General features: G+C 34.9%; 13 protein-coding genes. 9 read left to right on the forward strand and 4 right to left on the reverse strand.

The genetic code is table 11. The annotated features are described in order from the left end of the window. Positions 1-79 precede the first annotated feature (79 nt). Positions 80-1,999 carry a threonine--tRNA ligase gene (gene thrS / locus SFA27_RS11710; RefSeq protein WP_264517994.1) on the forward strand — a complete coding sequence of 640 codons (1,920 nt, stop codon included), beginning with the start codon at positions 80-82 and terminating at the stop codon, positions 1,997-1,999. Between the two features lie 171 nt (positions 2,000-2,170). Further along, on the forward strand, positions 2,171-2,671 hold the full coding sequence (gene infC, locus SFA27_RS11715; RefSeq protein WP_185097810.1) for a translation initiation factor IF-3: 501 nt from the start codon (positions 2,171-2,173) through the stop codon (positions 2,669-2,671). A gap of 147 nt (positions 2,672-2,818) precedes the next feature. Here the strand turns inward: infC and SFA27_RS11720 are convergent, their stop codons facing one another. Further along, positions 2,819-3,382 carry a hypothetical protein gene (locus tag SFA27_RS11720; RefSeq protein ID WP_407292124.1) on the reverse strand — a complete coding sequence of 188 codons (564 nt, stop codon included), beginning with the start codon at positions 3,380-3,382 and terminating at the stop codon, positions 2,819-2,821. 158 nt (positions 3,383-3,540) lie between these two features. Between SFA27_RS11720 and SFA27_RS11725 the strand changes: the two genes are divergently transcribed. Both SFA27_RS11725 and SFA27_RS11730 read left to right on the forward strand, forming a co-directional pair. Then, entirely contained in the window at positions 3,541-4,614 is a 1,074-nt protein-coding gene (locus SFA27_RS11725; protein ID WP_407292127.1) for a resolvase, read from the forward strand. A gap of 239 nt (positions 4,615-4,853) precedes the next feature. Next, on the forward strand, positions 4,854-5,420 hold the full coding sequence (locus SFA27_RS11730; protein WP_407292130.1) for a hypothetical protein: 567 nt from the start codon (positions 4,854-4,856) through the stop codon (positions 5,418-5,420). Positions 5,421-5,502: 82 nt separating this feature from the next. On the opposite strand, the gene SFA27_RS11735 is transcribed toward SFA27_RS11730, so the two are convergent. From SFA27_RS11735 to SFA27_RS11745, 3 genes are all read right to left on the reverse strand, one after another. Continuing rightward, entirely contained in the window at positions 5,503-6,132 is a 630-nt protein-coding gene (locus tag SFA27_RS11735; RefSeq protein ID WP_407292132.1) for a response regulator, read from the reverse strand. A gap of 2 nt (positions 6,133-6,134) precedes the next feature. Beyond that, positions 6,135-8,369, reverse strand: coding sequence for a histidine kinase (locus tag SFA27_RS11740; RefSeq protein WP_081995432.1), 2,235 nt, complete (start codon positions 8,367-8,369; stop codon positions 6,135-6,137). Between the two features lie 473 nt (positions 8,370-8,842). Continuing rightward, entirely contained in the window at positions 8,843-9,085 is a 243-nt protein-coding gene (locus SFA27_RS11745; protein ID WP_407292136.1) for a hypothetical protein, read from the reverse strand. Between the two features lie 438 nt (positions 9,086-9,523). Between SFA27_RS11745 and rpmI the strand changes: the two genes are divergently transcribed. The 5 genes from rpmI to SFA27_RS11770 all read left to right on the forward strand — a co-directional run bounded on the left by rpmI (position 9,524) and on the right by SFA27_RS11770 (position 14,341). Then, positions 9,524-9,721: a 50S ribosomal protein L35 gene (gene rpmI / locus SFA27_RS11750; protein ID WP_002979658.1), complete on the forward strand. Its 198-nt coding sequence runs from the start codon at positions 9,524-9,526 to the stop codon at positions 9,719-9,721. 119 nt (positions 9,722-9,840) lie between these two features. Next, positions 9,841-10,185, forward strand: a complete 345-nt coding sequence (gene rplT / locus SFA27_RS11755) for a 50S ribosomal protein L20 (RefSeq protein ID WP_034694451.1) — start codon at positions 9,841-9,843, stop codon at positions 10,183-10,185. Between the two features lie 354 nt (positions 10,186-10,539). Continuing rightward, complete coding sequence (locus SFA27_RS11760; RefSeq protein ID WP_407292140.1) at positions 10,540-11,721, forward strand: M28 family peptidase; 1,182 nt, start codon at positions 10,540-10,542, stop codon at positions 11,719-11,721. Between the two features lie 65 nt (positions 11,722-11,786). Beyond that, positions 11,787-12,962: a M28 family peptidase gene (locus SFA27_RS11765; RefSeq protein WP_407292142.1), complete on the forward strand. Its 1,176-nt coding sequence runs from the start codon at positions 11,787-11,789 to the stop codon at positions 12,960-12,962. A 209-nt stretch (positions 12,963-13,171) separates the two neighbouring features. After that, entirely contained in the window at positions 13,172-14,341 is a 1,170-nt protein-coding gene (locus SFA27_RS11770) for a M28 family peptidase (protein WP_407292144.1), read from the forward strand. The last annotated feature ends 20 nt before the right edge of the window (positions 14,342-14,361 follow it).

A 14,361-nucleotide genomic window follows, 5' to 3' on the forward strand; every position in this document is an offset into this window, starting at 1 on the left:
CTCATTTTAAATATATTGCTAATATAGTATTTTATCTAAAAATTCCGTATTTTTGCATCTTAAAATTTCTTAGTAAACAATGATAAAAATTACACTTCCAGACAATAGTGTCAAAGAATTCGAGGGAGCAGTGACTCCTCTAGATGTGGCAAAATCTATAAGCGAGGGATTGGCTAGAAACACCATTTCCGCAATTGTTAATGATAAACAAGTAGAAACTACCACACCTATAACCACGGATTCTACGGTACAGCTTTTGACCTGGAATGATGATCTTGGAAAGAAGGCTTTCTGGCACTCTTCTGCCCACCTTTTGGCACAGGCTATCCTTGAGTTTTATCCTAATGCTAAGTTGACCATTGGCCCTGCCATCGAAAGTGGATTCTACTATGATGTAGATTTCGGGGATGAAAGTTTATCTGAAAAAGATTTTGAAAAGATTGAGAAAAAGATCTTAGAAAACGCGAAGAAAGGTTCTACCTTCTCTCTTTATCCGGTTTCTAAAGAAGATGCTTTAAAAACATATGCAGACAATCCTTACAAAGTGGAACTGATCTCTAATCTTAATGATGGAGAAATCACTTTTGTAACGCACGATAATTTCACAGACTTATGTCGTGGTGGTCATATTCCGAATACAGGAATTGTAAAGGCGGTTAAAATTTTAAATGCAGCCGGAGCATATTGGAGAGGAAATGAAAAGAACCCTCAATTGACAAGAGTATATGGTATTTCTTTCCCTAAGCAGAAAGATCTTACTGAATACCTTGAGAGATTGGAGGAAGCCAAAAGAAGAGACCACAGAAAATTAGGTAAAGAACTTGGAATTTTTGCATTCTCTGAAAAAGTAGGTGCCGGTTTACCACTTTGGCTGCCAAAAGGTACTGCTTTAAGAAGAAAACTAGAGAATTTCCTTTCTGATGCTCAGAAAAAAGGAGGTTATGAATTTGTAATGTCTCCACACATCGGGGCAAAAGAATTATATGTAACTTCAGGACACTGGGATAAATATGGGGAAGATAGCTTCCAGCCGATCAAAACTCCGAATGAAGGAGAAGAATTCTTGCTGAAACCAATGAACTGTCCTCACCACTGTGAAATTTACAAAACTTCACAATGGAGCTACAGAGATTTACCAAAAAGATATGCAGAATTCGGAACAGTATACAGATATGAGCAAAGTGGAGAACTTCACGGATTAACGAGAGTTCGTGGATTTACTCAGGATGATGCCCACCTTTTCTGTACTCCGGATCAGCTTTCTGAAGAATTTGAAAAGGTAATTGATCTTACTCTTTATGTTTTCAAATCTTTAGGTTTTGAAGACTTTGTAACGCAGGTATCATTAAGAGATCCTGAAAACAAACAAAAGTATATCGGTTCTGATGAGAATTGGGAGAAAGCAGAAAGTGCAATCATCAATGCAGCTCAGAAGAAAGGTTTAAAAACTGTAGTAGAATATGGTGAAGCGGCATTCTATGGTCCTAAGCTTGACTTCATGGTGAAAGATGCTTTGGGAAGAAAATGGCAGCTGGGAACTATCCAGGTAGATTATAACCTTCCTGAAAGATTTGATCTTCATTATATCGGAAATGATAATGAAAAACACAGACCGGTAATGATCCACAGAGCACCATTTGGTTCTATGGAGCGCTTCATTGCTATTTTGCTGGAAAACACAGCAGGTGATTTCCCTTTATGGCTAAGCCCGGATCAGTTTATTATTCTACCGATCAGTGAAAAATATGTAGATTATTCAAAAAAAGTTTCACAATTTTTGGAAAATCACGATATTAGCGGTCAGATTGACGACAGAAACGAGAAAACGGGTAAGAAAATCCGTGATGCAGAATTGAATAAGATTCCTTTCATGCTTGTAGTAGGAGAAAATGAAGAAAAAGAAGGCACGATTTCTGTAAGAAGACGTGGAGAAGGAGATCTTGGAGTGATGAAACTGGAGGATTTCGTTGCTTACTTTAAAAAGGAGGCAGCCATATAAATTTAAAATTAAAAGATTGAATGATTCAAAGATTAAAAAATTACTGAATCTTTCAATTTTAAATATTTAAATCAATTAAATTAAGTAATTAACCAATAAAATTATAATACAATAGCACAAAGATTTAACAACAGGGGCCCACAAAGACGTCCTGTACAGGAGGACTTACACTTGATCAACGATAAAATTCGTGTGAGAGAGCTTCGTTTGGTGGGCGATAACGTAGAGCCAGGAATTTATCCAATTGACAAGGCAAGACAGATTGCTGCGGATCAGGAATTGGATTTAGTAGTAATTTCTGATAAGGCTGAACCTTTTATTGCAAGAATATTAGAATATAAGAAATTCTTATATGAGCAAAAGAAAAAACAGAAGGAACTTAAAGCTAAGCAAGTAAAAGTGGTTGTAAAAGAGATCCGTTTCGGACCTCAGACTGATGACCATGATTACGAATTCAAGAAGAAGCATGCTGAAAAATTCCTTGAAGAAGGTTCTAAGCTAAAAACCTACGTATTTTTTAAAGGACGTTCGATTATCTTTAAGGACCAGGGAGAAATTTTGCTTTTAAAACTAGCTCAGGAACTAGAGCATGTGGGTAAAGTAGACCAGCTTCCTAAACTTGAAGGAAAAAGGATGATTATGATGATGAGTCCTAAAAAACCGGCAAAATAATTAAGTCATTATTTTACATATAAAACCTCAAAGCAATTTGAGGTTTTTTATTTTGAGTACTTCTGGAAAACTTTAAAGATCGTGGATCCAGATTGCTCTATCGTCTGAATTAACGATCAATCTTTTAAAAATATTTATAAAACTTCACTATCCTTCAAAATCACCGCAATCATGCTCTGTAAAAAGAGATAAAGCTTTTGGGGTGGTGAAATATTTGGATACTCTTTTGTTTTTTAATTCCAGTTTCTGACCTTCTATTACTAATTCATAAACAGGTGCTTTCTTATCTATTTGAGTTATAATATATGTTCTTTCCGGTGTTTTTAAGATAGTTTTTTTTCCTTCATCAGAGAATGAGAAATCTCTGATTTCAAATGTATCTTTTTCATCGCAAACGTTTGTCCATATCATTTTATTCTTCGTAATGGATAAGCTTGCTAAATCGCATGAATAACAATTCCCTGAGAACTCTATCCCATATTTCTCATATACATTTGTGCTTTTACCATTCAATACATCAATAGGAACCAACGCTGAAAATTCACTTGGAATCTCTGATTTTACAACATTATTCTTTCCCGGATCAGGTGTAGAAATCTGAGCTGGTTTTGCATCTCGAGGCGTATTTTTTTCAAACTTTTTTTCTGTAGCAGGTGAGCAGGAAGCTAACAGTATTATGACAACTGAAAGGCTGGTTATTACGTTTTTCATTTTTTATAAATAATTTTATAATACTTAGTTTATCGTTTGGTAAAATTGTCCAAATTCTGCCATTCAATATATCCCTGTTTTCAGCCATTTATTCCCTATATCAGGCAGTTTTGTTGGCTGCCGGTCGGAATACTGATACATTTGCCAGAAAATATAAAATGAAAATTTTAAATCAAATCTTCATCTCATCTATGGTTGTTTTTGTGGGATGCAATCAGCAGAATACAAAGGCAGAAAAAAACAAGGCAGAAACTGAAGTTAAGCAAAAAAAGATAACGCTGTCCGATTTCAAAAAAATAAAGGGTGTAGATAATGTGCAGGATGTTCCGTTTCAATTATTTACCAAACTTGATTCTATACAATTCTTTGTGTCTCCGAATAAAGATGGTGCTCATCTGAAAATGGCTTATAACAAGTTCGATAATTACTACGGATTTGAAGAATTTGAAGACTTCTACTCTATTCATTACAGCATTAATAACAATATTTCAAACAGCATTGAGGCTTTTGTCCTGAAATCAGAATTTAAAGCCGCATTTGAACTGACATTACAAGGTGTAGATCTTTATGAAATCAGAAGCAGTACATTTAAGGAATCAAGTGATTTTAAAAACAAATCTTTTAAAAAATTTGGTACCATTGCAGAGATTTCAGAGCAGGAATTTAAAGCAAACTCAAAAAATAAAATGGGTGAAGAATTAGTGAGAAACTCCAATATACAATTGCAGAATGGTGACTGGGTATACACTGAAAATGGCAGAAAAGAGATCATTACACAACATGAAAATATATCTACGGAAACCGGACCTTTGGCTAATGAATATGTAGGACGATCCCCTTATTTAAACCTTGAGGTTTTCAGAGAAAATTCTGACGAAGTTGTAGATTCTTTCTATTCTTTTTACAATATAAAAAATACAGTTATGTTTGAACTGGGTACAGAAGGTTATCCGCAGATTCTTCCTACTAAAGGCTGGGTTACCTCTGTCTCATCCAATAATGATGTGGGGAGTAATTTTGTTATTTCTAAATACCAACCACAAACCAAAAAACAGGACAATCTTTTATACGTGAATTTTACCAACTTCAAAATAGCTGATAATAAAAAGGCATTCTGGACAGATAATGATACCTTTTATGCAGAAGTCTATCCGCTTAATTCATCTGCAGCCAATGGTAAAAAACAGAAAACGGCTTTTATAAAAATTCAGCTGAAAGCGAATCTGTTTTAGGAAAGTTTTTTTTAAAAAGAGTAAAATTAATTTTTTATGGCTGGAAACTGGGGATTAATCATTGCAACTTATTAAGAAATAAAAATGAATAACATTCGCCTGAAATTCTGTTATAGAACTTCAATAACTTCGCGCTCCAGCTTCAATCTTCTGCCCCACATCATTAAAAACCCCTGAAACCAGCCAGTGTATATGGTATTAAAGTCTAATATCTTTGCGGTAATATTTAAAGAGATACAATGAAAAAATTAAGTTTGACCATCCTTTTTTGTTTACTAAGTTTTATAACTTTTGCACAATCGCTGAAAGTAGTTATTAAACAGGACGGAAAAGTGATTAAACCTGTAAATGATGTCTACGACCTGAAAAATTCAACTTTCCAATTTGAGATTACGTCTTCCAATCTTGAAGGGTTTTTAGTAGGAGCCACTACAAATAAAGATATTTATGCTGGAGCTCTGGGTGTTTTAAACACCGAGGTTCCATGGTTTCAGAATACAGGTATGGCTGAGGAATTGTATAATAAGGACAAAGAAATGTTTTTAATGGATTCAGCGCCTTCGTACTGGTATTATACTGATGTGAAAGATCATAGATTCGATAAAAACCCTAAAGGTAATGCAAAACAATGGACCGCTACACGTACGATCACTCGTTTTTATGATATTATGGTGGATCAACCCATTGATTTAAAGGATTTTGACGGCAGAGTTTTCATACTAATGTATCAACCTGAATATAACGACGAGTATGATTTAATAGGAAAGAAAAACCTGTTTCAGGCTGCTTTGAGGTTCAAGGATTAATGAGTACACACCCAATTATTTGATTATATAAAAAAAGGTCTGCTTTTACGATGTAAGCAGACCTTTTTGCTGGATGAATATTTTACTCGATCACCAAACCGTATTCTATAGCCAGCTTAATAGCGGAACTCAGATTAGAGGTTTGAAATTTTTCAATAAGGTTTTTTCTGTGGCTTTCTACCGTGTGCGGGCTGATAAATAGCTTTTCTGCCATTTGATTGGTGGTAAGTCCTTTTGCTGCTTCGGCTAAAATTTCCTTTTCTCTTCGTGTCAGTTTCGGGACCTGATTTAATCCATCTCCATTTTTTTTCTCCAGAACAGACTTGGTTTGTGAGCATAAAAACCGGTTGCCGGCATATACGGCAGTGATCCCTTCAAGGATTTCGGAAACTGAAGCATTTTTTTGAATGTATCCCAAAGCACCTTCAGCAAGGGTACTGTTAATTACAGGCAGTTCATTGTGAACGCTCAGTATAATAATTTGCAGATTTCCATACTTTTTCTTCAATGGTTTTATCAGTTCGATGCTGTTGATATCTACCAGATTAATGTCGAGCAGCAGAATATCGACCGCTTGTTTTGCCAGACCTGTATTCATTTCAGAAACGTTTCTGAAACAATCTACAACATCTATCGTATTGCTGTTTCCTAAAATATTCTTCAGCCCTTCCAGGAGAAGTGGATGATCATCTGTTATGGCTACTTTTATCATGTTTAATGAATAGGAATTTGAAGTTCTATACTGGTCCCAATATTCAATTCGGAGGTGATATTCATCGTTCCTTTTAAAAATTGGACTCTTAATTCTATATTGTGAAACCCGGCTGTTTTTCTAACGTCTAAGCTTGCATGGTCGAAACCTTTACCATTATCTTCTACGATAAGATTCAACAGGTTTTCTTCTTCACTTATCTGAACAATAATTTCGGAAGTATCAGCATGTTTTATGGCATTGTTGACCAATTCCTGAATAATTCTGTATATGATCAGCTGCTTTTCTTTCGATAAGGAATTACTGTAATTGATAAATTCGGTATGGATTTCCAGTGCGCTATTGGAGATACGGGAAGCAAACTCCTGAATGGCTACTTCCAGGCCGTATTTGGTTAATAAATCAGGCATTAAATTATGTGCTACCCTTCTTAACTCTTCTACCGCTCCATCAATCTGATCAATTGATTTTGAAATTCCTTCTTCTATGTTTTCGGATTGATGAGGATTTAAATAGGACAATTGATGCTTAGTTCCGGAAAGCAATCCTCCCAATCCGTCATGAAGATCACGGGCAAGACGTCCACGTTCCTGTTCCTGCCCTTCAAGCAATGCCGTAAGGGTGGAAATTTTCGAGTTTTGTTTCTCTTTTTCCATGGCCAGGGCATGCAGTTCGTCCCTTTGTTTCATAGATTTGGCACGTTGTTTATAGGCGTAGAGTAATAAGAGGATCAGAACAATGAAAAAGATAATAAAAAAAATGTAGTAGGTATTGATCTTTTCCTTGAATGCCAATAGCTTTTTGAAGTTATTAATATCGTTGTTCTTTTGCTGGGTTTCCAATTTTGCCAAACGAAGCTGCTGTTCTTTTTTTTCTGATTCAAGTTCTGAAAATTTCAGTCGTTCCCGCTGATTTTCTTCCACTAGCTTTAAGTTGTTGTAGACCTGTTCACGTTGTGCCCGAAGGATGTTGATCAACTTAATTTCCTGTGCTTTTTTATCACTTTCCAGTTGCAGTTTTATATATTTCTGTTCTTGCCGCTCTTTATCAAACTGTGATTCTAATCTTTTGGTGATATCCAGTTTTTCCTGGTCGTAAACACTTTTGTATTGATTAACATAACTTTTATAATAACTCAGTGCTTCTTTGTAATTCCCCTGCTCTTCGCTGATTCTGGATAGAGATTCAAGGATAGACAATTCTATCATATGATTTCTTACAGGGCTTTTCCCAATTTCCATAGATGCTTTCAGAAAATAAGACTTAGCTAAATCATAATTTTTATCCTGTAATGCCAATTCTGCTAAAATTCCAAAGGAGGAAGCAATGTGAATAGCATCACCAATTTCAAGGCTCACCTTATTAGCGAGCTGGGCATATTGCATTGCCTTATTACTGTCAAACCCAGTATATAAATTCGCTAAATTGATGGCAGCATATGAAAGGCTATTTCTGCTAAGCATTACATCTTTGTTTTTATTGAAAGTAGCAATAGCCTGTAAATAATACTGTTCTGTTTTATTTCGAAACATTGTATTGGATGAATCCTGTGTATATTTTTGTTCATATACGTATCCCATCCGCATGTAAGCATCAAAGATAAGATTGGGATCATTTTGCTTGGAAGCTAACAATAGAAATTGTTTGCTGTATTTTTCTTCCAGCTGATATTCATTCAGGTCAGCATAAATGGCAGATAATTCCTTGGCTGCATTCCCCAATCTTCCATACAGTGTGGAAGTGGTTGGTGAGTTTTCATAATATTCGATAGCTTTCAGGTAAGCGGCAACAGCATCGGTCGTTTTATTATTACGGGTTAGAATCCAGCCTTTTGCATATTGTACATACCCTTTTGCTTCATTACTATTCGTTTTTAAGCTATATGCCTTTGCCATGTCAAGACTTTTTGAAGACTCAGCTGTTTTATTATCCAGCCGATAGTTCATGGCTTGTACGGCGTATAAAATTGTGGCATACTTTCCATCTGTCTGTTTTGCAGCAATGGAAATATTGGTTTCTAAAATCTGATAAGACTTAGATTTAAGATTATGAAAAAATAAAGCAGTCGCGAATTTGGGAGCCAGATTGAGCTGCTCTGCTGTATTGTTTGAAGCCTGGCTGTATTCCTTTTCTAATTTGCTTAAAACATCCTGCGCCTGAACAAAAAACGGACAAACACATAAAGTAAATATAAATAACAACCTGTATATCAAACCCTTATCTTTATTAAATTTCATTCCATTAAGGAACGTAAATATAGGTAAATCTCAGCTAATCTATTTTGAAACCATGCTTTCAGCGAAAGATCTCCATTTCTGAAATTTCTTTTCATTTTTAAATGCCGGATCTTCACCTTAATAATAATTTTTTTAAGCGGTTTTCAGGATTGTCAGTTTATTCATTGATTATCAACCGAAAGACATCAGCTATCGCTCAACTATTACTTTTACAGCTTCTTCTTCACTCAATTTATTTGGCTAGTGTTTTTACCCATACTTTTTTAGTGTTTGTTCGAAATAAGAATTTATCTTTTAATTGGGTGTGAAAAAGAAAGCTATAAAAGTTAAGAAGTCAAAATCATGAGATTTTTCACCATCCTATTTTTAATAAATTTTTGAGCCAAAGGTAGCCAAAGATGTCACATGAAAATATCCCTGATAATAGGGGTTTTTAGTTTATTTCTTGTTTAGGATGTGCTCCTTTACATCTTTTAAGGCATATAGACTACAGCCTGTTCAAATAATATTATATAACAATAAAACGCAGTTAAGACTACTCCGATAAGTCCGGAAATAAGAAATCCGAAAATATAATATCTTCCTGTTTTATTTTTCTTTAGTATAGAATTTATAATAAAAGTAATGAGCATATATAAAAATCCTGTTCCGAAAAATATAATCAAAACGGCAAGAAATAGTGCTCTTTCCAGGTGTAAATCTGCAGATGAAAGCATAATATAGTATTTTAAAATGAGTCTTAGAAGGTTTATTGACCTCTCAATAAGACTATTAAATTATTGTTCTTTATATACACCGAAACTTTATTCATTGTATTCATCAATATTAGAGAGAATTTAAAAACACTACAATCCCGATTATCAGCCATATTTTAAGATAGGTTATTAAAAACTATGTATTGGTTGATTTCATAATATCAGGATTTTTTATCAGGATCTAAAACAGTTAATTTTGAAACAGACTTTTATCAAAAAAATTAGATTTATCATGTAACCATCTTTTTTCAGAGGCGTTTTTTTATATCAATCCGATAAAATCACAGATTATAAAAGTTCGGATTGTTTTTTTTCGTATCTTTGCACACTATTATTCCTAATGTCTTTAGGGGTAACCAAAACAGATATTGATAACAAAAACAATAAAAAAGCAGAACAATGCCAAAATTAAAAACGAAATCAGGTGCTAAGAAACGTTTTGCTCTTACCGGATCTGGTAAGATCAAAAGAAAGAACGCTTACAAAAGCCACATCTTAACTAAGAAAGAAACTAAGCAGAAGAGAAATCTTACTACTACTTCTTACGTAGCTAAAGTGGACGAGAAAAGTGTACAACGTCAATTAGCAATTAAGTAGTTTTTATAAATCTATATTCGGTTTATAAGAATTCAAAACAAATTCAACATTTTAACCCTGAAACGGTGCAAATAAGAGTAACATCAGTTGCCGCCCTTTTCAAAAAAACAATTTAAATTATGCCAAGATCAGTAAATGCCGTAGCTTCAAGAGCTCGCAGAAAGAAAATTTTTAAGCAAGCTAAAGGTTTTTTCGGTAGAAGAAAGAACGTTTGGACTGTAGCTAAAAACGCGGTAGAAAAAGCAATGCAATATGCTTACCGTGGTAGAAAAGAGAAAAAGAGAAACTTCAGAGCACTTTGGATCACTCGTATCAACGCGGGAACCAGAGAGCACGGAATGTCTTACTCTCAATTTATGGGAGCTCTTAAAAAGAACAACATCGAACTTAACAGAAAAGTTTTAGCAGATTTAGCAATGAATCACCCTGAAGCTTTCAAAGCTGTTGTAGATCAAGTAAAATAATGTAGAATAGATTTTGTTATCAATATAAGTCCCGGGATTTCCCGGGATTTTTTTGTTTTATACCTTCATGTAGTTCCAGCCAAAATTCAGTTTCAGCACCAGTCGATTTTGATATATCACTAGTAACATTTACCTGTTTGAACAATAAAATATTAAATTTTCAACATGAAATAATTGAAATAATAGAAAAATATAAACAAGTACAATTCATTTAATGAATATTAACATAATAATAAACAATATAAAAAGATATATAATTATTAAAAAAGCAAACAATACCAGCAAATAATACTTGGTTGTCAATAATAAATTATGATTTATTGCTATATTTACAATTCTTAAAAAAAATTCAAAATGAAAAAAGCTGCAGTTTTTTTGCTGACTTCCATTGCACTGCAAAATATTGGTGCACAAAGTTTTATTCAGGCTTATAAAAACCGAGCTGATATGGTTACGCAAGCCAATATCAATACTAATCTCCAGGAATTTGCCGGGTTTGGAATAAAAAAAACAGGTACAACAGCTAATAATAATGCGCTGGACTGGCTTAAAAATAAATATCTGTCTTACGGGTATACAGCCAGTGACTTTTCTGAAGATGCTTTCACCTATGGAGGTAATCCGTCAAAAAACCTGATTATCACTAAAACCGGTACTTTATATCCCAACAAGTATGTCATTATCTGCGGGCATTACGATACCATCGTAGGACCTGGCGTAAGTGATAATGGCAGTGGAACTTCTATTATTCTTGAAGCGGCAAGAATTCTTAAAGATATTCCTACAGAGTATTCTATCAAGTTTATTCATTTTTCAGGGGAAGAACAAGGTTTAGTAGGTAGTAACCATTATGTAAACAATGTAGCTTACCAGGGAGGCACAAAAGTTCTGGATATAAAACTTGTTTTAAATATTGATCAGGTAGGAGGTCTTATAGGAAATAATAACAACACCATCAACTGTGAAAGAGATGAAGGCGGAATGTCTTCCAATAATGCAATGTCAAATACTATGACACAGGAACTGATGACTTGCACCACCCTCTACTCACCTCTGCAGACCAATCTTTCTCATGCTTACAGCTCAGATTATATGCCTTTTGAAGCTAAAGGATATACGATTACCGGATTTTATGAAACAATCCAAAGTAATAATGAGCATACAGTAAGTGACACGTATGCCAATATCGACCCTGTGTATGTTCTCAATGTCGGAAAAGCTGCTGTGGGAGCATTACAGCATTTTGCCGTTGCCACAACATCGAACAATTTTTTAAGCACCCATGAAGCCGCGGCACAAAAGCTATCAGAAGACATCAGAATTTATCCTAATCCTGCGAAAGATCTTGTAACAGTGGAGTTTCAGCAAAAGGTAAAACAATTCAAAATTGAAGTAAACGACATGGCAGGAAATACTGTTTTAGCTCTTGAGAATCAGGAAAAAATAAATACTGCAGGTTTAAAAAACGGAGTGTATACTTTTACGATCAAGACTGATAAAGGAAATACAACAAAAAAAATAATCATTAATAAATAATGTCAGATTTGAAATACAGATGAAGATCAGTTTTTATCCGTATTTCATGTATTACAATCATAAAAATGAAGAAAATCGCTACTCTTTTACTAGCTTCCATCACCATGCAAAGTCTTGGAGCCCAAAGTTTCATTCAAGCTTATCAGGACAGAGCGAATATGGTAACTCAGACCAATATTACGACTTACCTTCAGGAGTTTGCTAATTTAGGGGTAAAAAAAACAGGTACAACTGCTAATGCCAATGCACTGACCTGGCTTAAGAACAAGTACCTTTCTTATGGATATACTGCCAGCCAGATAGCAGAAGATCCTTTTACTTCAGGAAGTTATAACTCTAAAAACCTGGTCATTACAAAGACAGGCACAGTATATCCTAATAAATACGTCATCATCTGCGGGCATTTCGACAGTATTACCGGTTTGGGAGTCAATGATAACGGAAGCGGAACTTCTATTATTCTTGAAGCGGCCAGAATTCTGAAAGATGTCCCCACAGAATATTCTATAAAATTCATTCATTTTTCCGGTGAAGAGCAAGGTCTTTTAGGAAGCACACATTACGCTAACACAGTTGCCTATCAGGGAAACAACCGTGTTCTGGATATAAAACTGGTTTTTAATCTGGATCAGGTAGGCGGTGTTATGGGAAATAATAACAATACTGTTTATTGTGATGAAGATCAGGGAGGACTTACCTCAAACAATGCTGCTTCCACCGTTGTAACCCAGGAACTAAGAAACTGTACTGCACTTTACTCTCCTCTTCTTACAGCCGTGGATCCGGCAGAAGATACAGATTATATCCCTTTTGAACAGAAAGGTGAAGTGATTACCGGATTTTTTGAAAGAATCAGAAGTACCTATCCACATACGGTAAATGATACTTTTGCCAATACAGATCCTGTATACATTTACAATATAGGAAAAGCATCTGTGGGAGCACTTCAGCATTTCGCTGTTGCTACAGGAACATTGGGAACACATGAAGCTGTCACAAAAAATACATTGGAAACTGTAAAAATCTATCCCAATCCCGTAAAGGACATCATCAATATTGAGCTTCCTGATTCCGGAATCAAGAATTTCACTTTTGAAATTACTGACTTCCAGGGAAGATCTATTTTCAAGAGAACCAACGAAACAAAAATTAACGCTTCCGGATTGGAGAATGGTGCTTATCTTGGGATTTTAAAAGCAGGAGATCAGACTGTGGTAAGAAAAGTGATGATTGAAAGATAGCTTGCAATACACTTTCACTATATGATAGAAACCTTTGAAGCAGTTCAAAGGTTTTTCCTTTTTATCAATTATCAGTATTGTAACACATACGCCAATTTCAACGTTAAATATATTGATAACATAGTAAAAATTTAATTTTATTTTAAAACATTAAACACTTTATTGTGATTTATTTACTACATTAGTATTACCAAAATAATATTATTTATATGAAAAAAATCACAACACTTTTGTGCTCAGCATTCCTTATGCAGAGTATCGGGGCTCAAAGTTTTATCCAGGCTTATAAAGACAGGGCGGATATGGTTACCCAAACTAATATTACTGCAAATCTTCAGGAGTTTAGTAATTTAGGCGTAAAAACTACGGGCTCAGTAGCCAACACCAATACATTGAACTGGATCAAAAATAAGTATCTTTCTTACGGATATACCGCCAGTCAGATAGAAGAAAGTCCTTTTACTTTTGGGAGCACGAGTTCTAAAAATTTAATCATTACCAAAACCGGAACGCTTTATCCCAACAAATATGTTATTATCTGCGGACACTTCGATACCATCTATGGCCCGGGAGTGAATGATAATGGCAGCGGAACATCTATTATTCTTGAAGCAGCAAGAATTCTGAGAAATGTACCTACTGAATATTCAATAAAATTCATCCATTTTTCCGGTGAAGAGCAGGGATTAAAAGGAAGCAGCCATTATGTGAATAATGTTGTATACCAGGGAGGTGTGCGCAAATTGGATATCAAACTTGTCTTCAATCTTGATCAGGTAGGAGGTGTAAAAGGAAATAATAACACAACTGTATATTGTGACGAAGACCAGGGAGGAGTTTCCAGCAACAATGCAGCTTCTGCAGCAGTCACTCAACAATTGAGAAACTGTACAGCACTCTACTCTCCTCTTCAAACTGCTGTGGACCCGGCAGAAGATACTGATTATATTCCTTTTGAACAGAAAGGTGAAGTGATTACCGGATTTTTTGAAAGGATAAGAAGCACCTATCCTCACAGCTCTAAGGATACTTTCACCAATATGGATCCTGTGTATGTATATAAGATTGGAAAAGCAACTGTAGGAGCATTACAGCATTTTGCAACAGCTTCCACTACACTGAGCAAACCAGCATCTAAAAACTCATTGGAAGCAGTAAAAATTTATCCTAATCCAGCCAACAATATCCTGAATATTGAATTACCTGATTCTAAGGAAACCAACTTCAGCTTTGAAATCAGCAATTCTTTGGGAAGATCACTTTTAAAAGTAAATAATGAAAGAAAGATTAATGTTTCCGGTCTTCAGAACGGAGTATATATTGGAGTATTGAAAATGGGTGAAGAAACCCTTGTTAAGAATATTATGATCGAAAGATAAGAGATCAATCAATTTATAAT

The sequence above is a fragment of the Chryseobacterium sp. HR92 genome (assembly GCF_045689405.1).
Classification (GTDB): Bacteria; Bacteroidota; Bacteroidia; order Flavobacteriales; family Weeksellaceae; genus Chryseobacterium; species Chryseobacterium viscerum_A.